The organism is Snodgrassella sp. W8135 (assembly GCF_016101225.1).
In the GTDB taxonomy this organism is placed as follows: domain Bacteria; phylum Pseudomonadota; class Gammaproteobacteria; order Burkholderiales; family Neisseriaceae; genus Snodgrassella; species Snodgrassella alvi.
This window is the reverse complement of sequence record NZ_JACFQX010000001.1, coordinates 249,587-275,079: the sequence shown is the minus strand read 5'-3', so window position 1 is coordinate 275,079 and position 25,493 is coordinate 249,587. Positions and strand designations below refer to the sequence as shown.

General features: G+C 35.6%; 16 protein-coding genes and 2 tRNA genes. 11 read left to right on the top strand and 7 right to left on the bottom strand.

Going from position 1 to position 25,493, the window contains the following annotated elements:
- Nucleotides 1–96: 96 nt before the first annotated feature.
- From H3T75_RS01165 to H3T75_RS01140, 6 genes are all read left to right on the top strand, one after another.
- On the top strand, nucleotides 97–1,089 hold the full coding sequence (locus tag H3T75_RS01165) for an MDR family oxidoreductase (protein WP_078475724.1): 993 nt from the start codon (nucleotides 97–99) through the stop codon (nucleotides 1,087–1,089).
- Nucleotides 1,090–1,247: 158 nt separating this feature from the next.
- Nucleotides 1,248–1,853, top strand: coding sequence for a nucleoside triphosphate pyrophosphatase (locus H3T75_RS01160; protein ID WP_078475725.1), 606 nt, complete (start codon nucleotides 1,248–1,250; stop codon nucleotides 1,851–1,853).
- A gap of 34 nt (nucleotides 1,854–1,887) precedes the next feature.
- Nucleotides 1,888–2,130, top strand: coding sequence for a hypothetical protein (locus H3T75_RS01155; protein ID WP_078475726.1), 243 nt, complete (start codon nucleotides 1,888–1,890; stop codon nucleotides 2,128–2,130).
- 209 nt (nucleotides 2,131–2,339) lie between these two features.
- A complete protein-coding gene (locus tag H3T75_RS01150; protein WP_198186344.1) occupies nucleotides 2,340–2,963 on the top strand; it encodes a LexA family transcriptional regulator in 624 nt (207 codons plus the stop codon).
- Between the two features lie 10 nt (nucleotides 2,964–2,973).
- Nucleotides 2,974–4,371: a 3'-5' exonuclease family protein gene (locus tag H3T75_RS01145; RefSeq protein WP_198210801.1), complete on the top strand. Its 1,398-nt coding sequence runs from the start codon at nucleotides 2,974–2,976 to the stop codon at nucleotides 4,369–4,371.
- The gene (locus tag H3T75_RS01140; protein WP_198210800.1) at nucleotides 4,355–5,617 is read left to right on the top strand and encodes a Y-family DNA polymerase; all 1,263 of its coding nucleotides are present in this window, start codon (nucleotides 4,355–4,357) and stop codon (nucleotides 5,615–5,617) included. Before H3T75_RS01145 ends, H3T75_RS01140 begins: the two co-directional genes overlap by 17 nt.
- A 478-nt stretch (nucleotides 5,618–6,095) precedes the next feature.
- Here the strand turns inward: H3T75_RS01140 and H3T75_RS01135 are convergent, their stop codons facing one another.
- Genes H3T75_RS01135 through H3T75_RS01115 form a run of 5 tightly spaced genes read right to left on the bottom strand, consistent with a single transcriptional unit; the run spans nucleotide 6,096 to nucleotide 15,756 of the window.
- The gene (locus tag H3T75_RS01135) at nucleotides 6,096–7,988 is read right to left on the bottom strand and encodes an N-6 DNA methylase (RefSeq protein WP_198210799.1); all 1,893 of its coding nucleotides are present in this window, start codon (nucleotides 7,986–7,988) and stop codon (nucleotides 6,096–6,098) included.
- On the bottom strand, nucleotides 7,978–9,726 hold the full coding sequence (locus tag H3T75_RS01130; RefSeq protein WP_198210798.1) for an AAA family ATPase: 1,749 nt from the start codon (nucleotides 9,724–9,726) through the stop codon (nucleotides 7,978–7,980). The genes H3T75_RS01135 and H3T75_RS01130 overlap by 11 nt, the downstream gene beginning before the upstream one ends.
- Before the next feature lie 6 nt (nucleotides 9,727–9,732).
- The gene (locus H3T75_RS01125) at nucleotides 9,733–13,047 is read right to left on the bottom strand and encodes a DEAD/DEAH box helicase family protein (RefSeq protein ID WP_198210797.1); all 3,315 of its coding nucleotides are present in this window, start codon (nucleotides 13,045–13,047) and stop codon (nucleotides 9,733–9,735) included.
- A gap of 49 nt (nucleotides 13,048–13,096) precedes the next feature.
- Nucleotides 13,097–14,260 carry a restriction endonuclease subunit S gene (locus tag H3T75_RS01120; protein WP_198210796.1) on the bottom strand — a complete coding sequence of 388 codons (1,164 nt, stop codon included), beginning with the start codon at nucleotides 14,258–14,260 and terminating at the stop codon, nucleotides 13,097–13,099.
- Nucleotides 14,257–15,756 carry a class I SAM-dependent DNA methyltransferase gene (locus tag H3T75_RS01115; protein ID WP_198210795.1) on the bottom strand — a complete coding sequence of 500 codons (1,500 nt, stop codon included), beginning with the start codon at nucleotides 15,754–15,756 and terminating at the stop codon, nucleotides 14,257–14,259. The genes H3T75_RS01120 and H3T75_RS01115 overlap by 4 nt, the downstream gene beginning before the upstream one ends.
- Before the next feature lie 893 nt (nucleotides 15,757–16,649).
- Between H3T75_RS01115 and H3T75_RS01110 the strand changes: the two genes are divergently transcribed.
- From H3T75_RS01110 to H3T75_RS01090, 5 genes are all read left to right on the top strand, one after another.
- Nucleotides 16,650–17,195, top strand: a complete 546-nt coding sequence (locus H3T75_RS01110) for a cysteine hydrolase family protein (RefSeq protein ID WP_198210794.1) — start codon at nucleotides 16,650–16,652, stop codon at nucleotides 17,193–17,195.
- A 600-nt stretch (nucleotides 17,196–17,795) separates the two neighbouring features.
- On the top strand, nucleotides 17,796–19,247 hold the full coding sequence (locus tag H3T75_RS01105; protein WP_198210793.1) for a DUF3375 domain-containing protein: 1,452 nt from the start codon (nucleotides 17,796–17,798) through the stop codon (nucleotides 19,245–19,247).
- Nucleotides 19,244–20,038, top strand: a complete 795-nt coding sequence (locus tag H3T75_RS01100; protein ID WP_198210792.1) for a DUF4194 domain-containing protein — start codon at nucleotides 19,244–19,246, stop codon at nucleotides 20,036–20,038. Before H3T75_RS01105 ends, H3T75_RS01100 begins: the two co-directional genes overlap by 4 nt.
- Nucleotides 20,031–23,414: an ATP-binding protein gene (locus tag H3T75_RS01095; RefSeq protein WP_198210791.1), complete on the top strand. Its 3,384-nt coding sequence runs from the start codon at nucleotides 20,031–20,033 to the stop codon at nucleotides 23,412–23,414. The genes H3T75_RS01100 and H3T75_RS01095 overlap by 8 nt, the downstream gene beginning before the upstream one ends.
- A 153-nt stretch (nucleotides 23,415–23,567) precedes the next feature.
- On the top strand, nucleotides 23,568–24,770 hold the full coding sequence (locus H3T75_RS01090; RefSeq protein WP_198210790.1) for a DUF3322 domain-containing protein: 1,203 nt from the start codon (nucleotides 23,568–23,570) through the stop codon (nucleotides 24,768–24,770).
- Between the two features lie 198 nt (nucleotides 24,771–24,968).
- Here the strand turns inward: H3T75_RS01090 and H3T75_RS01085 are convergent.
- Nucleotides 24,969–25,044, bottom strand: a tRNA-Lys gene (locus H3T75_RS01085).
- A gap of 2 nt (nucleotides 25,045–25,046) precedes the next feature.
- Nucleotides 25,047–25,122 (bottom strand) — tRNA-Asn (locus H3T75_RS01080).
- Nucleotides 25,123–25,493 lie beyond the last annotated feature (371 nt).

Genomic DNA, 25,493 nt, shown 5'->3' with positions numbered 1-25,493 from the left:
ACTTGGATAGATTCGGCAATAATTACTTACAACTAGACAACCGGTCTATAATAAAAATAAACCATTCGTCTAGTTAACTGCAACAGGAATATCATCATGCTATCCAAAGCCATACTCTTAGAAAAAAATCAGACTGAATTTTCCTGCAACATCCAAAATATTAGTGAAGACACCCTGTTGCAACAATCAGGTGATACCCTGATTGAGGTGCAGTATTCAAGTTTGAATTATAAAGATGCCCTGGCTATTACCAACAGCGGACCTGTGGTACGGCAGTGGCCGATGATTCCCGGTATAGATGGTGTCGGAACCGTTATTAGCACCAGCAGTAAGCATTTCAAAGCCGGAGATAAAGTGATTTTAAATGGCTGGGGCTGTGGAGAAACCCACTGGGGCTGCATGAGCCAGCGTGCTTTTCTCAATGCAGAATGGCTTATCCCCCTACCCGCAGGCATAACTGCCCGACAGTCCATGATTATCGGAACCGCCGGATATACAGCAGCCTTGTGTGTACAACGTATAATCGAGCATGGCATTACCCCAAAACAGGGTAATATTCTGGTTACCGGAGCCACCGGCGGTGTCGGATCAGTGGCGATTATGTTACTCATCCGGCTGGGCTATACCATTACCGCAGCTACCAGCAAAATCAACGATACAGATTATCTGCAGCAACTAGGTGTGCAGCATATTATCGACAGCAAAACCTTGTCTGATACAGGCAAACCATTACAAAAGGAACAATGGTCGGCAGCCATTGACGTGCTTGGTTCTCATAGCCTGGCTAATATCTGCGCACAAATCCGGTATGGTGGCATTGTTACTGCCTGTGGGTTGGCACAGGGTATGGATTTTCCGGCCACAGTTGCGCCATTTATTTTGCGAGGTATCACTCTAGCAGGTATTGATAGCGTCATGGCATCACGAGCAAAACGTATTGCAGCCTGGGATTTTCTTGCCAGACATCTGGACATTCAGCAATTAGAAAATATCGCGCATACCATATCGCTGAATCAGTGTCGCGACATTGCAGAAGATATCATTAGTGGTAAAATCCGAGGACGATTTATTGTCGACGTAAACCATTAAACCGATAATAGTAAACCTAATCTGCTGCCGGATATGACTTGCAGCTAACAAATATCCGGCATAATCTTTTATTATATCGTTAACAAGCAACATGCTAACTTAAAGCAATACTAAAATAACCGTAGTCAATTTCAACCATACATAATCATCCTGTATCAATGAATCCGCTAACCGTCTATCTTGCATCAGGCAGCCCGCGCCGGCATGAAATCCTCATTAATCTTGGCTACCATGTATTGCGGCTAAATGCAGAGATCGATGAGACCCCCTATCCAGATGAAAACGCCACAGATTATGTTCAGCGCATGGCAAGCATGAAAAACCGTGCAGCACTCAATGCCTGGCAGCAAAGCAAACAACAGCCACCAGAATTTCCCCTTATCAGCGCCGATACCACCGTCAGCCTGAATAATCTGATTCTCGGCAAACCGGAAAATATCAACGATGCAACTCGCATGCTTAAACTGCTGTCAGGACAACAACATCATGTCCATACAGCAGTCTGCATCTATTGGCAAAACCAAACCTTTCAGACCCTGCAAACCAGTATAGTCAGTTTTGCCGCCTTAAATGATGAACAGATTGCCGCTTATATTGCTACCGGTGAGCCATTGGATAAAGCCGGAGCTTACGGTATTCAAGGGCTGGGCGGAATGCTGGTCGAGCATATCAGCGGCAGCTTCACCGGCATCATGGGTTTGCCTGTATACGAAACTACTCAGCTGCTCACCCAATGTGGCTGTACACCACTTACCCGATCATAATAAGCAGAATTAAATCAGCATCCGTACAACTACCATGAAAATTCCTCTTCCACTATTCACTCTTACACTTATCTGCCTGACAGCCTGTTCACATAATGAGAGCACACACAGCGTCAGTGAAGCTGCGGCTATCACCGCTTCGGATATCCAAAGTACCCATCTGGAAACCACCACTACCCTGGACCGGATTGCAGATGAAATAAACTCAGCCAGTAACGCTTCAGGCTCAAACAGCCATCCGGCCCGTTCTGCCTCCCTGCCTGCACAACATCAGTAAACTTATTGTGTGCCATCACAATTTATCTGCATTCGATAGCATCAATACAAACCAATTCAAAACTATAAAATAAGTTAGCTTTGATTAGTATGAGTAATATCCGACAGCATAACAGATAAAAAACAAACCATTACCAGCCATCCGCAGCAGGCATAATTGACGCAGAAAAATCAAAAATCTACCATTCTTGATTAAATAACTTAATCAAGATGAGCACAATTGTGGTTGATACAGCAGCAAAACACAATCAGCATGGCGGCGTAAGAGCCGGCGCCGGACGCAAAGCCAGAATTGCCGGACCCAAAATAGTCAAACGCATTCCCGTCAGCCTGATACCGGCAGTAGAACACCTGATGAATCAGCTGGCTGTTACCCCGCTGCGACCGGCACAGCATCTGCCTGCCGACTACTGGAAAATAGCCGACAACCTCACGCGGCTCAACATTCCCTTAGCCACCGAAACCATTCCCGCCGGCTTTCCCAGCCCGGCAGAACCCTATATCAGCGATTATCTGGATTTCAACCAGTACCTGATAAAAAATCAGGCTGCCACCATTGCCGTACGCTGCGGTGGTGATTCTATGCAGGATGCTGGCATCAGCCGTAACGATTTGCTTATCATCGACCGCTCCCTCACACCCAAACACCGTGATATCGTCATGGCCGATTTAGGTAATGAATTTACCATCAAACGACTGCACAAACTGGATAACAACCGCATCGAACTACACTCCGAAAACAGCAGCCAATCTTATCCCAATTTCAGCTTAAAAGAAGGCGACACCCTTGCCATCGTCGGCGTCGTAACCTACGTTATCAAACACATCCGCTAACCCAGAAACCATGTTTTCAGATCAGCAACTTGCCTTTGTCGATATCGAAACTACCGGCGGACGCACCACCAGCGACCGTATTACCGAAATCGCGGTTATTTACACAGAAGCCGGACAGCAGCAGCCACAAACTTTTCATACCCTGCTTAATCCCGATACCAGCATTCCGCATTTTATTCAATCTCTTACCGGCATCAGCAATAAAATGGTAGAAAAAGCACCTTATTTCGATAATGAAATTGCCGACCGGCTGGCAGCCATCTTCAAAGAGCGAATCTTTATAGCGCACAATGTGCGTTTTGATTACGGCTTCATCAAAGCGGCTTTTAAACGTCTGGGCAGAACATTCAACCCGCAGCAACTGTGCACCGTTAAACTATCGCGTCTGCTTTATCCTGAACACAAACATCACGGACTGGACAAAATTATTGCCCGCCATAACATCGACATGCAAAACCGTCACCGGGCCTTTGCCGATGCCCGGGCTATCTACGACTTCTGGCAGCAGCTCAGACACAACTTTCCCGCGAACATCCTGCATCAGGCCTGTAAAACCATCATGCAGCGCCCCAGCCTGCCCGCTCACCTGCACAGCGATGTTCTGGACAACATCAGCGACGATTACGGCGTGTACCTTATTTATGGTGACAACGACATTCCTCTGTATATTGGCAAAAGCAAGCAAGTTAAAACCCGCCTGATGAGCCATTTCAGTCAAGACGTGCACAACAGCAAAGAAATGAGCCTGTCACAGCAAGCCAGAAAAATCGACATTATCCCCTGTAGCGGCGAACTGGACGCCTTGCTCACCGAATCAGCCCAGATTAAACAGCGCCAACCCATCCTCAACCGCCGCCTGCGCCGCCAGAAAGACCTGTTCAGCTTCCGGCTGAATACCAATACTAACGGATACAACACCCTGAGCATTGTACCCATGCACCACGTTCAGCTTAACCGCGAACAGCACTATTACGGCTTGTTTCACAGCAAAAGCGATGCACAGAAAAGCATTAAAAACATCATCAGCAACACCGATCTGTGTCTGCAAACTCTGGGAATCGAGAAAGGCAGCAATAACCGCCCCTGCTTCCGCCATCAGTTGCATCAGTGCAGTGGTGCCTGCATCAACAAAATTACCGCCGACATGCACAACCTCAAACTTGCACTGGTCTTACAGAAACTTAAACTGGCTGCATGGCCGTTTAGTAGTTACGCCTATATAAAAGAACAGCACAAATACCACATCTTTCACCACTGGATTTATCTGGGCAGTGCCAGCAATACCGACGAACTGCAAACCCTGCTCAATCAGCCGCAAGGACAGCTTGATCGCGACATCTATCAAATCATCCGTCAGCATAAACATCTGCTGCAAACCCTGAATCCAGCCCATGTTTGCCCTGATTGACGGCAATAACTTCTATTGCTCCTGCGAAAGAGTCTATCGCCCCGAACTCAGGCAGCAACCCGTTATCGTACTGAGCAATAACGATGGCTGCGTCATTTCCCGCTCCAATGAAGCCAAAGACATGGGCATCAGAATGGGCGTACCTTACTTTCAGATTCAGCACCTCGTTCGGCAAGACAAACTAATCGTCTTCTCGTCCAACTACGAGCTGTATGCCGACCTGTCGCGACGCATGATGAGCACCATCGCCTCACTGGTACCGGCCATTGAAATCTACTCAATCGACGAATGCTTTGCCAGCCTGCACGGTCTGAACAACCTGCATCAGCTCGGCCACAATATCCGCTCCCGTATCCAGCAGTGGGTTGGCATCCCCACCTGCGTTGGCATTGCCCCTACCCGTACACTAGCTAAGTTTTGTAACCATCTGGCCAAACGCCACCGCCATCACTTCAATGGCGTTGTTGTCTGGACAGACTGGAATCAGAATATCAGACAACGAGCCCTTGCCAGCGAGCCGGTTACCGAAATCTGGGGTATCGGCCGCAGAATCGGTCACAAACTCGCCGCCCAAGGCATTCACACCGCTCTGGATTTCATCAATGCCCATACCCCAACCTTAAGAAAACAATTTGGTGTTGTACTCGAACGTACCCAGCGGGAAATGCAGGGAATTCCCTGTAGCGAACTCATCACAGAAGAAGCCGGTCGCCAGAATATCGTCCGTAGCCGCAGCTTCGGCAACATGGTCACCAATCTTGACGGTTTACAGGCGGCCGTCAGCCATCACATTACCGCCGGAGCAGCCAAACTGCGCGAACAAAACAGTCAGGCACATATCATTGGTGTATTTATCTACACCAACCGTTTTCGCCACGACCTGCCGCAATACAACGGCTACCAAATTACCAAACTGCCTCAGGCCAGTAACGACACACTCACCCTCAACCACATTGCCTGGCACCTGTTAAACAGCATCTACCGTTCCGGCTACGAATATAAAAAATGTGGAATTGAACTGAGTGGCATCGAACCAGTGCACACCTTCCGGCAGTTAGATTTACTCTGCCACAGCCAGCACAATCACCGCCCTGAACTAATGAGAGCATGGGACAACATCACCAGCCGCTACGGCCGCAGCAGCATCCGGCTTGGCAGCGAACTGCAATCCGGCAACTGGCTTATGACCCGAACTCAGCTAAGCAATTGCATTACAACCAGATTTAAAGAAATATTAACTATATAAATACTTTACATATACTATCTATAACCAAGATCGTTTTTTAGAGAATAGGTTTTCAGTGCAGATTAGGATTTATAGGTGATTAAATCAGTTAATGTTGTTTATGATGGAACTTATCGTTTAAAAGATAGACCTGATGATATGCTAGAACTCTATGAAAGTTTTGAGAATGCCATCTTAACTCTATCACCTGATTTAGAAATATCATCTAAACAATTATAGTTAGTTTTTAAACAAGGCAAAAATATATCCACTTACAAATAAATCGTTAAAAATATGAATTAATGCAAAAAAGCCTCGATGGTCGCAAAAATTTGATTAAAGAAGTCTCAAATGTAGAACAATGATAACTAAGAGATTATGAATTAACTGTAAGTGACGCAAAGAATTTAGAATATATCCTAAGCTTAGTAAAGCAGTTATAATAAAAAATATACTATTCCATGTAACTATTTCCTAAAATTAGTCTTTACTTAAATCATTAAATTTTAAGAAGTAAATTAAATAAATCTGATTTTATATTTTCTTTATCATTCATAATTTTCTTTAGCAATAAATCATGTTCTTCTAACACATCTTCTAAATCATTCAACCATTTATTTAATTCAATTTGAGCTTCTAAAGGCGGAAGATTAATTTCAACATTTTTTATTTTTTCAATAGTAATATATTGCTGTGCCGTTCCGACAGCTAATCCACGCAAGTCAGATATTGAAAGAACTTTTGCCAAATATGGTGTATAAACTTCGTTTTGTTGGATGTTTTTCATGATAACTGCATTACTTGTAACCCACGCATCACCTTTAAAATACCTAACATTGCCACATAGTGCACCTATTTTACCTATAATAATCATTTCCCCTGATATCATAAAATCATTGTAATATCCAATTTTCCCATTACCTCCAAATACAGGGTAATTACCACTTTTTAATAAATCTTGCTTAGGTAGTAAAGTGCCTGTTTTTAAATCAGTAATATCATCTAACTTAAATTTATTAAAATTATACTTAGAATGATTAGTATTTATTATCTTCTCTAATTTAATAATTTTTTGTTTGATATTAATATATTTATCAATTATCTGTTGATTACTTGTTATTAATTGATCTATATTGATTTTTGGCTTACTCAATACACCATATTGTGGTAAGCGATCGTTTCTTTCAAGTAAGTTATAAGGTGCTTTTAATTCGTTAATATCTACTAGCCATGAGTTTTCTGAGCTCTGTTTAAGTGTAAATAGTTGTAAGAAATCCTCGAAGTGTTCAAATTTGATACTATTGAAACGTGTATATCTCACGTCATGATTTAAAGTATAGACCCAAACCTTTTTAGTTGGAGTATTACGATTAAAAAATAAAATACAGCTTTTTACTGCTGTATAGGGAAGCATGGCGCCGGATGGTATTGAAAGAACACAATCAATATTAAAGTTATGAAATAACTCTTCTTTTAACTTTAAACATTGAGTATTTCCATCCTTAAAAAAGCGTTCTGGTAGTATTACAGCAGCTTTTCCACCATCTGCTAGAGAGTCCATAATATGTTTTAAAAAATAATACTCTATAAAATGTCCATAATTTTTATATCTATTATTATTGGAAAAACCATTAATTCTACCAAAAGGTGGATTGCTTATTATAATATCATGTTTACTTTGCGAATAATCATATAGCATAATGCTATCACAATTAGATATGGTGAAGTTTGCTTCTTTATTAATTAATAAATTTACTAAAGAAATTATACAGGGAAGTGATGAATTATCTTGCCCTATAAGCTTATAACCTGCTTTTTTATTATTTCTTTTAATATAGTTTGCTGATTCAATTAAGAATCCGGCGGTACCACAAGCTGGGTCGTATATTGAATTAGGATTTTCGGGGTTTAATATTCTTACAATAATATCAGCTAAAACTCTGGGTGTATAAAATTCACCCGCGCTTCCGGTTTCCCTTATCATAAGCTCAATTAAGCTATGGTAAGCTTCGGCATAAAAATAGAACTCATCTAAACATTCGATAGTAAGTATTTTATTATAGAGTATTCTGATAGTTTGAGAATCTATTTTACTAAAAAGAAAAGTTAAAGAGTAAAGAAGATTGCTTTCAAGTAAGTCTAACGCTACAATATTTTCGTAGTAAAGAACACGATTAATTAATTCACGAAGATTTTGCTTCGCATTTGTTTCCTTACCAAAAAAAATACTACCTAACCTTGTATCATCATTTCTTGCATCCAGAAAGAGATGTGCGTAGTGTACAAATAACATTAAAGAGATTATTTCAACAGCTTGTTCTGTATTTCTAATTTCTCTCTCTTGCTTAAGTACAGTAAGCAAATCTTCAAATAGTTGAAACTTATTTTCCATTACATTTTTCTTCTAAAAAATTATACATATTTTCAATGTCTGCACTGATTTCACTGGATGGTATTTCATTGATATAGGACTGAAGTTTCTCAGCATCTAAACCCACCCCCGTAGTATCAATCAATTTTGTCATATAATCTTTAACCTTCAATCGTCGGATTCCATCATTGTCGCCAGGCTCATTTTCTTTGAGGTGATAATCCAAAGCTAAACTACCATTATTAACTTTTTCTAATAATTTATATTTAGTTAATGCTGTGTAAGATAATAGGTAGTTTTTTATTTCTCTGTGCTGCCAGGCAAGTAAAAATATTTTTATATTATTGTTTGTTTCAAGGGTCTTTATTTGTTTTTTAAATTTCTCCCCCATCACTACAACTCCTGTTTGGTCATCAATTTCTATAGCGGCTTCATCTTTATCACAGATTAAGAAGATAACTCTGGTAGCTCTACTATTTCTAGGTTTATGAGATAAAAATGAACTAACCCAATCAAATTTAGCTTTACCAAACTCCTCTGTTATACTGCCATAACTGGAAGATTTTTTAAACGACTGGATACTTAATAATTTGTCAGTATCTAAACCTTTTCTTGCGGCCAGTTGGCGAAAAATTTCCCAATCGTTATAGTCGTCCATCAGCACAATATGTTCCAGCTTAGAGCAAATATCAAACTGAACGGATTCCATCCAAGAAAGTACAGATAACCTATCAATAATTGCTTTGACTTTGTTATTTTCTTGTATTAATCCTCTTTCCACAACTTTTAAATTTTCAATACGATGTTTAGGAAAGGTGATAGAGTCAAGTAAATGGGTAGTTGTCCATGCATTGCCTTCAATCTTATGCAAAGTCTCCCATAAGTTTTCTATATTTTTATAATGTAAGTGTGAGTCAACTTCATCTAACAGAAATAAAGTATTACTACTATCAAATAGATCAATTAAAGCATATAAGAATAAGAGTTGATATTCTCCATCACTGACATCATTCAGCTCAATACCTTCTCTAAAAATTAACTCCATAGAAGGCTTTACAATAAAGTAATCATTATCAGCAGCTTGCGTAAAGAAGGTAATTACAGAGTCAAAAAACTCATCCTCTGCATCTTTAAATGAGGGATTATAAAAATTATTATTCGATAAAGTGATAGTACGTGCTTCAAGAGGGTGATCAAAATCATAATCACTATCAACAATGGTATTTATAAAGCTTTCTAATGTTCTGTGATAAGCAGAGTCGCGTAGTGTATCATTGTCACCTTCAGCCTGTTTTTCTAATGCCATTTGTACCCTGTTAACATAGGCTTGATTAACTTGGACAGTTACTTTTAGCGTAGAGATTAAATCCTCCTTACCATTTTCTGATATAGTGATATAGTCATTCTTTAATAAAAAGCTTCGAACCTTACCTTGCTCTTTTGTAATAGTGGCAATGAAAATAAGTAATTTAGACCATGTCTTGTCATAATAGCAACAGTCTAATCTAAGACCTCGATTAGCTTGTCGTTCTTTTGCCAAGTAGCTTGAAAAGTAAGCAGAATATTTTTCATTTTGTCCTGAAGAAAAACAAACAACTTTCATCTCTGGGACACAATTATGTTGTAAACGGTTTTGAAAAATCGATTGTAATATAGAAGATTTTCCCGCCCCGTTCTCTCCAATTAATGCAGTTATACTCTCAAAATTTATATCTTGCTCATTATCATAAAGTTTATTTTTAGGTAGTTTTATTTGCATCGTATACTAACTCGCAACAATAACTGAGTGTAAAGTATTAACATATTTTGAAATAAAGGCTACATTATCGCCAAACACTTCCTGCCAGTCATAGCTGTCAAAAGGTGACTCATTGATCAATATATCAGTAGTGATATCACCATTTTCATTCACATAATTTATAATGGTTTTTAAATACTCTTGCTGTTGTGAATTAAGCTGATTATCGGATAAAAACTGACTAAAACGTTTTTCAGCGGCTTGTTTATCCAAACCAACAATAGAACGTATAAAGGCAGCTACATTACCGCCCGCTAGAGTATTAAAAGTAAATTTATTATATTCCTCTCTTGTTCCAAGTTCGTTCCATAATACTTTTTCAAGTTCAACAGTATCAGCACGAGTAATAGGCTCAAGATTACGTATTTTTTGAATAACGGGATTCCAGGAGTTTTCAATTAAATAATCGATAACACGTTGTTTGTAAGTTTTCACAGAAAATAAGCTTTCTGTTTCACCTATATATTCAATAAAGTCTTCAATATCTACATTAAATGTTTGACCATTAGCATCGTCCTTTAAATGCTTTATTAAATCACGCAACTCAACACGCACATGTTCAAGTTTATCCAGTTCTAGTGTTTGCCAGAAACTATCCGTTAATACCTCTTTAATAATTGCGATTTTCTCTTTTATCTCTTTAATAGTACCTTTCTCATAGAGTGCCTGTACTAAATCGATGACACTCTTTTGGCTTTTACTTGCCTTTTTAGACTTATTCAATAAACTCAATTGAATATTAAATAGTAATAAATCAAATTTCTTGGCACTTTCATCTTCTTGGGTAGGGCTTAATATAGGAGCAATATAGGTTTTTAACTCATTAAGGTCTAACAGAGAAAGATACTGCCAGCTATCAGCCAACCTAAACTTATCAACATATAAACGGTTTTTTCTTACATTAATATGATTTGGATTAAGCGTTTCAATCTGCCCTTTCAATTCGGTTTTTAATGCATCATGCAATTGCCTTGCATATTCATCCTCTTGATATTTAGTGGATTGCAACTCAAAAGCAATTTCGGATTTTAAGCAAAAAATTCTATCTGTCAGCGATTGCGTGGCTTTTGCATTAGCACCCTGTGGATTAAGGCTAAAAAACTCAAAGTTTTGGCAATAATCAAAGATATAAAACTCTTCTTTATCTGCACCTGTGCCGAAGATATCAGGGGATAGCCGAGTGCCGCGGCCAATCATCTGCATAAATTTAATCTTGGATTTTACTTCTTTAAAAAAGACTAAATTCAATAAATCAGGAATATCAACACCTGTATCCAGCATATCCACAGATATAGCTATCTGTGGGTCTTTATCTCTCACTTCGAAACGTTCAATCAGGTTCTGTGCATAATTAACCGAATAATCAATTAATACACAAAACTCAGCACCGTATTGCGGGTACAATTTTTCAAAGCGTTCAACGATTTGTTTGGCATGTTTGTGGTTGTAGGCAAAGATTATGGTTTTACCAATACGCTCACCGCTTTGTACCTTTAAGCCATTACTCATTAAATCTTGCAATACTTTATCAATAGTATTGTCATTAAAGATATAGTTAAACATTTCTCTATTAGCAATATCACGTTTATAGTCTTCATCTTCTATATCGTGAATAGTAGTTTCGTATTCCCATACTTTTTCTAGCTGATCTTTTTCGTCTTGGCTTAAGTCATCATACTTTATACCTTGTCGCAAATGCTGAGAATGCCTTTTAAAGCCCTTATAAGGAACAAGATATTTATCAGCAATGGCCTCTTCTAATTCATAACTAAAATTTGGAATGCCTTGCTCAGCCTCAAACACTTGATAGGTACTGCGATCTATATCTTCCCTGGGGGTAGCGGTTAAACCTAACAATAACGAATCAAAATAATCAAAGATAGCACCAAAGCGTCCAAAAATAGAACGATGTGCCTCATCAACAATTATTAAATCAAATCGCCCAATAGATAACGCTTTAGCATCACTATCTATATGCTTAATCATCGTATGGTAGGTAGAAAACATAATACGTGCATTAAGGTCGCGTTTTTTATTAGTATGGTCAGATAAAATGCAAGTAGTTACAGAGGGCAAAAGCTTAGTAAAGTTTTTATGTGCTTGTTTAACAAGTGCAGTACGGTCAGCTAAGAAAAGCACATTTTTAATCCAGTCATTATGTGTGAGTAACTTAACCAGTGAAATTGCTACCCGCGTTTTGCCTGTCCCTGTAGCCATAACTAATAAAGCGCGGCGACGCTTTCTATTAAAATGCTCACGTACCACAGTAATCGCCTGTTTCTGATAAGCCCTATTAGTAATTTCATCTTTTATAGCAGGATCAGTAGGATCGGTTATATCCTTACGCTCTTTACGCTGAATAAGTAGCTCAAGCTCATCAATAGTGTGAAAACCAAACACTAATCTAGAGGGATAACCTAAGCCGTCTATCAGATGAGTTTCATAACCATTGCTACAATAAATAACAGGACACACGCCATATTTTTTTTCTAAACAATCTGCATAAAGCGTAGCTTGATGCTTACCTACAGACACGCTCTTACTGGTCTTTTTGGCTTCAATTAAGGCTAAAGGAACACCATTACGACCAAATAACACATAATCTACATGGCCTTCTCCTGAATTACTTGGCATACCTTCTACAAAAATTTCAATACAGGCTTTACTAGGCGTTATAATATTTTTCTTTGCTAAAACTTCCCAACCAGCTTCACGCAATTGTTGGTCAATATAGAAACTGCGTGTTTCCGCTTCGGTAAAATATTGGGGATTTTTAGCATTAAGCGTACCGTATTCTGCTATTTGTTCACGATATTTATGAATAACCTTTTTTTTGGGTTCTACAAAGGTTGCCGATGCTTTACTAATACTGCCTTTATTTTCTATAAGGAGTGTTTTATCAAAAGTCACCACATCAGTAACTTCACCGAGTTTTACTAATACGGCACTGACAAAACTATGCAAATTTAATAAAGCAAATAATGACTCTTTCGCCGTAACCTTTTCTAAATGAGCAGCATTATTACCAGCTCGGCGAATATAATGCAAAGCAACCATTAACTCATTATCATTAATAAAACGACGAAAGTCTTCATTATCTACTAATTCAAATAGACTACTACGTTTAGGGATAGCCCAATTATGTAGAATATAAATGATTTTAACGGTATATTCTAAGGCAAATCTTGCATTAAGCGCTGATTGCTTAGGGTCGCTTTTTTGATTTACTTCAGCTTCATGACAGTAGTTATATAACACTGCAAAATCAGATAATGTACTCAAAAAATCAAAGTTCCGTTTCATAATTAGGACGCTCACCTAACGAATTTAGTTAATTAAAATATTTATCCATCGTGTAATCAAATAGAAGTTGTGTATCTGTGATTGATTGATTAATTAATGCTTTTTGTTGCTCTATGGCTTCTATTTTTTCAGCAAATTGATTTTGGAGAGAAATAGGAGGAAGTATAATAGGAAAATTTTTCATTATAGTTGTATTCAAGTTAGGTTGTGTTCCGTCTGGAGCAGAAGCCCTGAGATAATCAGTTTGAACATTAATTAATTTCAGCAAAAAAATCTCATTAAGTGTTTCAGATATTTTATTAAATGCTAACCATCCATCATGGATACAACCGTCAAAAGTAATTATCCTAGCAAATCCTAAAGAAACTCCACAGTTTGCAAATATAAGGCTTCCTGCTGGTATTAAACGGCTTTTCTTAACACCATCGCTAATAATATGCTCCTGAGTGGAGTGTAAATATATATTATTTCCCTTACTAGCATCACCTATTTTTATCCAGGGAATATTCCCTCCTAAATAATTAGAGATTGGTCGAGGAGAGCCCCCTCTTACAATATTGCACAAATCCCCTAATTTTTTTCTTTCCCACTTTATCTCATTCTCTACAGGATCACCAAACATATCATAAAAAGTAGCTTGAGCAAGTTTATCCAGTTCTGCAAACTGTTCTTTCTTTTTGGTAATAATATCGCTTAGTGTATCTAGTTCTTTTACTATTTGTTCTTGGATAGGAAGAGGAGGAGTAGGAATAATAAAATTTTTTAACCATCCAGTATTCAAATTTTTTATTGCAATTCCTTGAATATTACTTAGAACTTGTGAATAAAATAAATCTGACTTCATCCAATACTTTAAATAATAATTACAAAGGATATTGCTGTCCTTTATTCTCATATATCCTAAACTTACAAATGTACAAAACGAAATATCTGTTTCTATAACATGAGGATATCCTATAGTTCCCACTCGTCCGAATAGTACATCCCCTTTTTGAGGTTTAGCTCCATTTGGGGCTTTTTCAAACTCCTCTTTACTAATAAATTTTGTAGAATTAAAAGATATTTCTCCATTTGTAATATTCTTGACTGATAAAAAAGGAATGCCTGATGTTGTATAAGATGGAGTATGTGTAAATCCAAGACCAATATCTACTAGCTCCTCTATTTTTTGATATGAAAAATTTTCATTCATTCTTTAGTTAACCTTTCATAGTTAGTAATGGCTTGATCTATTTCATTTTGTAGCATTTTAATACGAGCTAATACTATTTCAGGTTTTTCATATTCTACTTTTTCTCGTTCAACTTTTTTATATTTATTAACCGTTAAATCATATCCATTAGCCACTATTTCATCTTTAGGTACAAAAAAAGATTGCTCTTTACGAGTACGATTAGCTTCATTTTCTAAACTATTATAACGAGCAATAATATCAGGAATATCATTGGTTTCTATTGGGCTGCGTTTATCATCTAAACTATAGCCATCAGCACGCATATCATAGAACCAAACTTTATCGGTACCACCTGCATTGGTTTTAGTAAAAATTAAAATAGCAGTAGATACGCCTGAATAGGGCTTAAATACGCCTGATGGCATAGAAATAATAGCTTCAAGTTGCTGGTTATCTACTAACTCTTTACGAATGGCTAAATGTGCTTTACTGCTACCAAATAATACACCATCAGGCACAACAGAAGCACAACGCCCACCTGATTTTAAAATACGGGTAAATAAACTCAAAAAAAGTAGTTCGGTTTTTTTAGTTTTGGCAATAGTTAATAAGCTATTATCTACCACTTCATAATCAAGGCTACCTGTAAATGGTGGATTAGCTAATACCAGTGAATAAAGATTTTTATCTTGATTATCTTCGGAGAGGGAATCTTGATAGTTAATATTCGGATTATCTACCCCATGTAACATCATATTCATGGCACCAATACGTAACATGGTTTGATCAGTATCAAAACCATGGAACATAGTGTTTTTATAATGCTCAGCATTTTCTTTTCTGGCTAATTCCTTTTTATAATGCTCGCTAATATACGCGGCTGACTCAACAATAAAGCCTGCTGAACCCATTGCAGGATCACAAATATTATCCTCAATAGTGGGCTTCATTAGCTGCACCATCATACGAATAATATGACGAGGAGTCCGAAATTGACCATTAGTACCACTAGCTGCCATTTTCCCTAAAATATATTCATAGACATCGCCCATAGTATCTTTATCATTCATGTCGAGGTTATCGATACCATCTACAATTTTGGATAAAGTCCGTTCGTTAGGAATCATAAAAATGGCATTAGCCATATAGCGACTAAAAGCGCTATCTTTACCTGTACCTAGAGTTTTAATAAACACAAATACATCATTGCGAACGATATTAAACATATTTGTGGCATTAAAATTTTTGAATTTGTGCCATCGTAAATCTTCATAGGGAAGCGTTTGTTCTGTCTCTGGGTTTTGCCAGGATTCACCATTTTTAAAAATAGGGGCTTTAATCGTGCCTCCTAGTGCCTGAGCATTTGCTTCTCTTTTGAGCTGACTGTCATCCAGCATTTTTATGAAAAATAGATAAGTCATTTGCTCCAATACAGCAATAGAGCTAGTTAACCCTGCACTCCAAAACGTATCCCAAATACTATCAATTTGACTCTTATGGTCGCCTGTAATCATCTATATACCAATTAATATATTATTTATCTTTCATTCTAGAAGAAAAAATCAATTAACTAAAGAGTTAATTGTTAATCTCTTACTTCAATAGTTTTTATTACTATTTTTTTATGCTGAGATATTGATTTAACCTATTAAAAATAATCACATTTTATATTAAACTACAATAGCTTTTATATATCTTCTCCTGCCATTCTCAGGCACCAAAGCCATATAAGTAAGAACTATACTTCTTTTTCAGTATAACTTTGTTTGATGTAGTATTGAATCATATCCTGAGCTACAGCATACTCAAATCATGAAAAGCCTTACAAGATAAGGCATTTAGGAAAATTATTGAAAGGCTGTATATCTTAATAAATAGCCATAGACATTGAAATTTTTTGTGAATTTTTTAATGTTTAACTGATAGTGTTCTCAAACAAAGAATCACTCTCTATTAATGCATCTCCTAATCTAACTCAGAATTAATTCTGAGTTAGATTAGGAAAGAGAAAATGAACTAAACGTAAATACAATAGAAAACATCAAGAGGCCTAAGCAAGTATAAACAAAACTACGTATCAGTTTGTATATACAGATAAGTACAAGATGTACTTATTTAAAAAATAATTTACTTTAAATTTGTACTTAAATTAAGTATTTTTAGGTAGTTTTCAATTATTTCATATCGATTATAAAAACATATAATCATTTGTTTTTTTATGTTATTTAAGAAATTCAGGATGTCTATAGTTTAAGCATTGGATCGGGCACGAGATTCGAACTCGCAAATTCAACCTTGACTAAAAAAATTTTATAAACACCAATAGACACAATAAAATAAAATTAGTTTAACTTATGATTTATAATTCACAAAACTCAGACAACAATAACAATTTGATAAATGACATATGAAAGCACTTATTTCAATCGACTATACCAACGACTTTATTGCCACAGACGGAGCACTGACAACCGGTCAGGCGGGACAAGCCATAGAAAACAAAATGGTAAATCTGACCAGAACGTTTATTGAGCAGAAAGATTTTGTGGTATTTGCAATTGATGCGCACGAACCTGATGATAAGTACCATCCGGAAAATAAATTATTTCCGCCGCATAATATCATAGGTACCCACGGTCAGAATCTCTTCGGTTCATTGAAACAGCTCTACATAGCCAATCAAACCAATCCGCAAGTTTACTGGATGAATAAACACCACTACTCTGCATTCAGCGGAACAGATCTGGATTTACGCCTGCGTGAAAGAAATATTACCGAAATACATTTAACCGGTGTATGTACTGATATCTGCGTATTACATACAGCAGTTGATGCATATAACCTTAATTATCAGATTGTCGTGCATCAGCATGCTGTTGCCAGCTTTGACCCGGTAGGACATTCATGGGCATTAAAGCACTTTCAGAATACTTTAGGAGCTACCATAATCTGATTATTTACAAAAGATATGACATTGAAACTAAACAACTCATTTCCAATTTTGACTAATTATTTTTCCCTGTAAAAACTATACCTATTTAAAAATATAGTTTTCAGCTATAACCACCCTACTTTTGTTTAATCTGTACTGAAATCACAAATTATACAAAAATAAATGATTAATTAATACAGATGAAACTTTCTACACATCACAGTAAAATATCGGAAATCTACTACATAAACAAAACCACTTGAGCAAAACTCTTTACATAGAACCATTCAGAGAAGAATTCTATAATGACATATAGTAATATCAATTCTAATTATCTGTAAAAATTAAAATCATAACAATATCGATATAATAAATAACAAATCAATAATTGGTAAATAAGCCCATAATATAATTTAGTGCTTAAATTAGTAATTAAAATAAAAATTAATATATAAAATAAATTTTTTATTAAAACTATATTTACTTTAACAATCATTCCTGAATTCGTTGTAAAAAAGTAAATAATCACCTAAATAATCAGTTTTAGATATTCTAAATATATGCTTTATACTTAAAATAAAGTTAATATTTAGATTTCCATTAGAGTATAAAAACTAGGTAATGAACTTTTCACATTCACTAGCAAAATATAGGCGACTTTATGAAGAAAACAAGGTCTGGAAATTACTTAGAGCAACTACAGCGCCTCTCATTTTAGCTTTTATTGAGCAAGTATTTTCGTCTGGACAAAACGAAATATCCTATAGTCAGGCTCGCATTTTATTAGATGCAGAGTTGGAAAAAAATCACTGGTATGCCGATACACCAGCAGCTATTTATATTAATCAATGGGTCAAAGATGGCTGGTTACGTGAGATGGACAATAAATTGACCAAAACAGATACATGCGAAATTGCATTACGTTTTTGTCAAAGCTTTGATGAGCGTAACATAAACACCAGTGCTTCACATCTACGTATTGTACAAGAGGCTGTTAGAGAACTGGTTATCGCATTAAACGAAAATCCTGAAGAAAGAATTGCCTTACTTAATCAACGTAAAGCTGAGCTGGAAAAAGAAATTACAATCATACAAACTAAAGGTATCAATACATTATCTGACCAACAACGAAGAGAAAGATTGAGAGAAATCTATCAACTTGCTTCAGTATTAACCAATGATTTTCGCTATGTCGAAGATGAGATTCGCCGTCTGGATCAAGAAATTCGCATCAAAATGATAGAGAAAGATAATAATCGCGGAGAAGTATTGCAAGCAACTATGGATCAAGAAGCTTTACTTGCTCAAAGCGATGCAGGTAGTGCATTTGAAAGTTTTTTTCAGCTGCTTTGTGATTCAAACCGCTCAACCGAATTCAAAGAACAACTAGATATTATTCTTAACCAAATTTCAGACAACTATTTACAACCACGACAACGAAAATTTCTCAAACGTCTATTACAGGAGCTCACTCAAGAAAGTGAACATATATTTCAAATTCGTCGTCGAACAGAAGAAAATTTGAAAACTTACATAAAAAGTGGCGCAGCACAGGAAAAAAGAACTGTTGATCGACTCATAACACAACTTGAACAGTTAGCAGTTAATTTCAGTAAAAATAATATTAACCTTAAACAAGCTACCAACTTAATTTTACCTACTGGTAATATCGAAATTAACTCTCCCGATTCAATATGCTTAAAAGAACCAATCGCTGCAATACAAATAACCGACATCACTGAGCATACAAATTCAGTAGTCCCGAGTGAAACAGTATTAACTTTATTAGATACCATCCAAATTAAAGAAGTAGCTGATTCAATCTATCATAATCTTTGTACCTTTGGACCATTAACTATAGCTGGCCTAGTTGAAAAAAAACCAATTAATTTTGGACTAGAAGAATTAGTAGCCTATTTAAGAATTGCGCAACATATTCAAGCAACTGACTTAAATGAAAAAGAGTCTATTATTATTCAAGATAAGCAGGGTATTCAAATCAAAGCTACCCTACCTAAATATTTACTCAGTGCCTCACTTTTTCCCGACAATTTGGAAGAGCTTTCTTTATGAACGAAGAAAAAAATAATAAATCAACATCAGGTGGTGAATTTTTTGATCAATTTTGTGCAAAAATGGTTACTAGTGATCCAATTAGTCCAACAATTGATGAGTCTATTCATAACCAAGTAGAAATTGAAACAACACAATCATCATTATTACAATCTGATAATAATCCTCAACCAGAGTCCAACTTACTTCCCAAAGAAGCCAAACATGCTTTAGTAGCTCTGCTCAAAAATGGTGTTATTTTAGCTTCACAAAAAAATAATCTTTTTTCTATTATCAGTCATTACCATGTTCAAATTGATTCTTACTTAGCCAATATATATCTAAAATTAATATTAGATCCAACTACAGGGGTAGCTTACGTAGCTCAGATGAGTGAAACATTAGAAGAAAATGATGAAATATCACCATTAATTCATAGGCGACAACTGACAGTTCACGACACATTGATATTACTTGTTTTACGTAAATACTTTCAGGACCGAGAAACAGTCGGTGAAAGTAAAATAATTATTAGTTTTGAGCATATTGAAGAACTTTTAAAACCTTTTGCACCCATAACAAATCATTCAACCATCGAAAGGAAAAGCCTTAATGCGGCATTAAACCGCATGAAAGAACGCCATATCCTTGCTAACGTACGTGGCAGTAATGACCGTTATGAAATTACACCTATCATCCGTTATGTTGTGAATGCTAACTTTTTGGAAAACATGCTTTTAGAATATAAAAAACTAAGTGAAAAAGTGCAATCAGATAAAGCAGATACAGTGAAAGAAGAATCAAATGAATAAATCCATAATTGATAATGAGCCATTTAACGATGGTCAAATTCGCTTAAATGAACTTTCTGTATATAACTGGGGATCATTTCATGGTTTGCATACGGCCAAAATTGATCCTATCGGTACATTGGTTACTGGAGATAATGGTTCAGGTAAAACCACATTTATTGATGGATTAATGGCATTACTGCTGCCTGCTGGACGTGCTAGTTTCAACGTTGCTGCAGCTCAAGGAGATAGTAAAGATAGAACATTACTTTCCTATATGCGCGGTAATTTCGGTTCAGCACATGACGGCAGCAAAACAAAAGTAAAAAGCAAGCGAGACCAATCAGTTATTACTGGTCTACGAGCCTGTTACAAGGCTGACAATGGTAATTACATTACACTAGCAGTATTATTTTGGGCTACTCCAACAGCAACATCTTCTGCAGATATTTATCGTCACTATGTTATTGCTAATCGTAATCTTCAACTTAAAGAATTACTAGAACATTTTAAAGATGGTGAGCGACGTACTCTTAAACAGTATTTAAGTAATGATGCAACCATTGTTTATTCAAATAACATTTTTGATGACTATCAAGCAATGTATCGTAAACTGCTACATATTGATAATAAAAATGCTCCAGCCCTATTATCCCGAGCTTTGGGTTTGAAAAAAATCGATGATTTAACAACCCTTATTCGTGAATTAGTACTTGAATCAAGCCAAATTAAAGAAGAAGCTCGTAATGTTGTAAAAGAATTTTCGGCCTTAGAAGCTACTCATAACGAGCTAATTGATGTCAAAAAACAATATATACATTTGGGTCAATTACCTGAACACAATCAAGCTTATATTAAATGTATACAAACATTGGATAAACTTGAACAAGAAAAAAATGGATTAATTCCTTATTTTGGTAAACTAAAAAGTAAACTGTATACAAATAAGCTTCAAGAATTACAACAAAAAATTGATTTTTTACAGCAACAAATTAACGAACAAGAACAAAATAAGCTAAATATAAATCGACAGATTGAATCATATCATGCCGCTTATCTAAAAGCTGGCGGCGATAGTATTGAGTCTTTAAAAAGAGAACTTGTAAAAGCAAAAGAAGACTATAGCCGCATAAACCAACAAGCATCAATATATCAACGGGAAACCAAAACATTAGGTCTAAATTCAGAACTAATTCAGATAAATTTTGAAAATAATCAAAAAAAGGCAACAGACAAACTACAAAATCTGGATCAGAATAAAGAAAATGCACTAGTTAATTTTGCTCAAATCCGTGCCCAATTAAACAACTTAATGAGTGAATATCATCAGACCGAAGAACAAATTAACCTAATAAAGCTAAGGCCTGATTCTAATATTGCATTCAGATTTCAGCAACTACGCGACGAAATGATCACAGATTTAAATTTAACAATTGAACAATGTCGCTTTATTGGTGAATTAATTAATGTCAAAGAAGGCGAAAATATCTGGCAAGGAGCAATAGAAAGAGCATTAGGTGGACTTAGGACCACAATGATAGTCCCTTATAATGTTTTCTCACAGGTAACACGCTGGTTAAATACTCGTCATACAGGCCTACATGTTAGGGTACAAGTTGTACCAGAATCATTTCAAAAATTGAAGTCACAAATCGAATTTAAACCTGAAGGCTATTTACACAAGTTGATTTGGCGTGATCATCCTTATCGCGACTGGTTAAAGAAACATTTGGAGCGTTTCGATTTAACTTGTGTAGATTCTACTGAACAGTTAGATAAAACCCCTTTTTCCATAACACAGGCTGGTTTAGTTCATCTGGAAAAGGGGCGTTTTGAAAAAAAAGACCAAAATAAAATCAATGATAAAAAATCTTGGCAACTTGGATTTTCTAATAAAGCCCGATTAGCAATATTAGAACAGGAGTTATCTTCTTTAACAGAAGATATTGCAAAACAAAATACGCTTACTCAGAAAAAGCGTAATGATTTGCAAGTTATTGAACAGGAAATAGAACTATGGAAAAATTTACAAAAATATAGCTGGGAAAGTATCAATTTACCAAGGTGTAAAGCTGAAGTTGATAGCATCCAAAAAAAATTGACAGAGTTACAAAATGGTGATGACTTAGAACAAGCTGAATTACGTTGGAAAGAGGCTAAAAACGCTTATGAAAATTTACAAGATGAAATTATAAAGTTATACGAAGAACAAGGTGGTTACAATACTCAAAAAGACAATTTAAACGTATTGCTTCATCAGGCACGAAAAGATTCAGAGCAAGGAATTGAACACGATGTAAGATTAATGTTAAATCATCGTATTGGACAATACAAAGATGATACTTTGCCATTAGTAATAGAACAACAAGATTTTTATTACAAACAAATTGACGAATCTCTGAAGAAAACAAATCAAAAAAAAGAAAATATAGGAAAAGAGTTAGTTAAAATCATGTCTTCTTTCCAACAACAATGGCCTATTATTGCTAATGATTGGATTCCAGACATTTCTTATATTGAAGATTATATCAATCACCTATTCAAATTGGAGCAAGAAGGATTGCCTCAGTTACAAGAACGCTTTAAAGAACGTTTAAATAAACATGCAACTGAATCATTAGCAAGAATTCAGCAACAATTAGAGGCTGAAAAAGATGAAATTAGAGAACGTATTCAGGTAATTAATACAGTATTAAAACGTACGGAATTCAGAAAAAATACTTACCTAAAATTAAATACCAAAATTGAACAATATACAAATGTAATAGAATTTTCAAAATTACTTAAAAATGCTCTAAGCTTATTTACTAGTGACGACCACGAACGACGATTTAATATATTAAAAGAAATAGTCTCACAACTGGATAAAGCCAGCAATCTTGCAGCACATACATTAGAAAGCCTACGTCTACTTGACCCTCGTTATCAGATGTCTTTTTTTGCTGAAGAACTAGATAATCAAACTGGAGCTGTTATAGATGTGCTTGAATCTTCTAGTGGTAAATCAGGTGGTGAAAAAGAATCATTTGCAGGCACTATTGTTGCAGCTAGTCTCGCCTACGCACTTACACCAGATGGATATGATAAACCCGTATATTGCACAGTATTTTTAGACGAAGCATTTTCTAATACAGCTGAGTCAGTTAGTCGGAGGGTACTGCGCGTATTTAAAGCATTGCATATACACGTTAATTTAATTACACCATATAAAAACCTTAATCTAGCACGTGAAACAGCTCGTTCCCTGCTTATTGCTGAGCGAAACCAACAAACACATGAAAGTAGCTTAAGTGAAGTAACATGGGAAGAAATAGACGCCCAACGTGAGTTAATTAAAAATTCTGAAATTATGAAACAAGCCAAATCTCTTGGTATTGAGATCACTTCAACGCAATAATTATGGATTTGATATTATGTATTATAGTGTAATCTAAATATGCATTAAGAAAGTTTCTTTTCTATTCTCTAAATACGCATAAATGTTATTAAATAATCTCAATATGAGTATAACAATCTTGATTAGAGTGATGTACATAATAATAAACTGCTTATGACAAAATTAAATGAAAATTGGGGCAAACTACCCGATGAGGTTTACAGTCATATTAAAAAGCTAGAATGGGATAAACAAAAGAATCTCAAAGAGCGTTTAATGCATAAACGAAAGTTTCCAATTGAAATATCTCTAGGCACACCAACTGGTGACCAGATACTTGATAATATGATGTATTTTAAAAATTTTATTAATCAATGGAAAGATTTTCCACAACAGCATTGGATAAAGTGGCAAGATAAAAAATACAATACTTTAGGTTTACAACGCATTCCTGTAACCTTAATTCTTAATAATCTGAAAGAACTATTTGAATTTCTAGGGCCTGATATTGAAAAAAGAATTGAAAAGCTAAGCAAGATAATTGAACCATTAACGACATACGACCAACGCTTTTATCCAATTTTAATTCAACATTTATCAATAGTTGAACAATTAACTCCTCAGGAATCAATTAACATTACTAGTTTATTACAGCAACTTACTCCAAATATGGGGAAAGGCTTATATTTGCGTTCCTTACCTTTGAAAGGTATTGATACCAAGTTTTTAGAAAATAATAAAATCCTGGTGAGTGCTTTACTTGATGTTCTCTATAACAATGCAATTACACAAGCTGGTAATTTATTGAAATGGCTAGGATGTTTAGACAATCCCAAAGGCTGGTTAATAGTTAAGCCATTATGCAAAAAAACACAAGAATCTTTAGCTGGCTTGCCTATCTTACAAATGGATCAGCATACCCTAACCCATTATGAATTACCCGCCAACAACATTTTAGTAGTAGAAAATATTCAATCTGGTTTATCTCTACCAGAATTACCTGATACGATTGCTGTTATTGGTGGCGGTAATAATGTGAATTGGCTTAGTGCACAATGGTTAAAAAATAAAAGAGTAGCGTACTGGGGAGATATTGATAGCTGGGGATTAAAAATATTAAGTCTATCAAAAACCTTATGTCCTCATATTCAAACACTTATGATGGATGAAGAAACATTAAAATTATATAAAAACAATATGGTAACTGAATCAGAATCTTATTCTGATATTCCTGTAAACTTAGACTCATCAGAAAAAGATTTATTTATTGTTTTACAATCCAATAAATACAATGCTAACCGATTAGAACAGGAAAAATTACCAAATGATTATATCCAAAAAAAATTAAAAGAGTGGAAAAATAATCAAAATTTTTAATTAGCAATTATTAAAATTTAAGCTCTATTATAAAAATAAATATCATAACATTTTAAAATTAAAGCTTTCACCTTCGAACACTCACCTAGATTTTTAAAATATATATTACATTTTCTAATGTAAAAAAACCGTACCAAATAATTATTGGTACGGTTTTATCATTATATTTATCAGTTAAAACAGCCTGATAAAGAAATCTGGTGGGTCGTGAGCGATTCGAACGCTCGACCAACGGATTAAAAGTCCGCTGCTCTACCGACTGAGCTAACGACCCTTTGGCTCCCCGACCAGGGCTCGAACCTGGGACCTGCGGATTAACAGTCCGTCGCTCTACCGACTGAGCTATCAGGGAAAGGAAGAGCGCATTATAGGGGTCGATATTAAACTCGTCAAGCCTTTTTAGCCATTTTAAGCCTCAAAAACTGCCTAATAAATACAAATCATTGGTAGTTCTATATTTTTAATTGTAAATATGGTTGTATAGCTTAAATTCTATTTGCTTTTATACTCTAATAAACGTATTCAGGTTCTGTGCTTATCAGTTCAGATCAGAAAATTAATAAAATATATTATGGCTTATTCACGCCAAACAGATACTATATAGTTTTTCCTTGTACAAATTTCTTTATCGGATTTTTCCTGAAGAATTTATGATAAAAATAAACTGAAAGTATTTTTATCAATATAGAATTATTTATCCAATAAATCATAATATTAATTATT

Bases quoted from the DNA above. Each gene is read 5' to 3' on its own strand.
- H3T75_RS01165 (WP_078475724.1), top strand. From the start codon at position 97: ATGCTATCCAAAGCCATACTCTTAGAAAAAAATCAGACTGAATTTTCC.
- H3T75_RS01160 (WP_078475725.1), top strand. From the start codon at position 1,248: ATGAATCCGCTAACCGTCTATCTTGCATCAGGCAGCCCGCGCCGGCAT.
- H3T75_RS01155 (WP_078475726.1), top strand. From the start codon at position 1,888: ATGAAAATTCCTCTTCCACTATTCACTCTTACACTTATCTGCCTGACA.
- H3T75_RS01150 (WP_198186344.1), top strand. From the start codon at position 2,340: ATGAGCACAATTGTGGTTGATACAGCAGCAAAACACAATCAGCATGGC.
- H3T75_RS01145 (WP_198210801.1), top strand. From the start codon at position 2,974: ATGTTTTCAGATCAGCAACTTGCCTTTGTCGATATCGAAACTACCGGC.
- H3T75_RS01140 (WP_198210800.1), top strand. From the start codon at position 4,355: ATGTTTGCCCTGATTGACGGCAATAACTTCTATTGCTCCTGCGAAAGA.
- H3T75_RS01135 (WP_198210799.1), bottom strand. From the start codon at position 7,988: ATGGAAAATAAGTTTCAACTATTTGAAGATTTGCTTACTGTACTTAAG.
- H3T75_RS01130 (WP_198210798.1), bottom strand. From the start codon at position 9,726: ATGCAAATAAAACTACCTAAAAATAAACTTTATGATAATGAGCAAGAT.
- H3T75_RS01120 (WP_198210796.1), bottom strand. From the start codon at position 14,260: ATGAATGAAAATTTTTCATATCAAAAAATAGAGGAGCTAGTAGATATT.
- H3T75_RS01115 (WP_198210795.1), bottom strand. From the start codon at position 15,756: ATGATTACAGGCGACCATAAGAGTCAAATTGATAGTATTTGGGATACG.
- H3T75_RS01110 (WP_198210794.1), top strand. From the start codon at position 16,650: ATGAAAGCACTTATTTCAATCGACTATACCAACGACTTTATTGCCACA.
- H3T75_RS01105 (WP_198210793.1), top strand. From the start codon at position 17,796: ATGAACTTTTCACATTCACTAGCAAAATATAGGCGACTTTATGAAGAA.
- H3T75_RS01100 (WP_198210792.1), top strand. From the start codon at position 19,244: ATGAACGAAGAAAAAAATAATAAATCAACATCAGGTGGTGAATTTTTT.
- H3T75_RS01095 (WP_198210791.1), top strand. From the start codon at position 20,031: ATGAATAAATCCATAATTGATAATGAGCCATTTAACGATGGTCAAATT.
- H3T75_RS01090 (WP_198210790.1), top strand. From the start codon at position 23,568: ATGACAAAATTAAATGAAAATTGGGGCAAACTACCCGATGAGGTTTAC.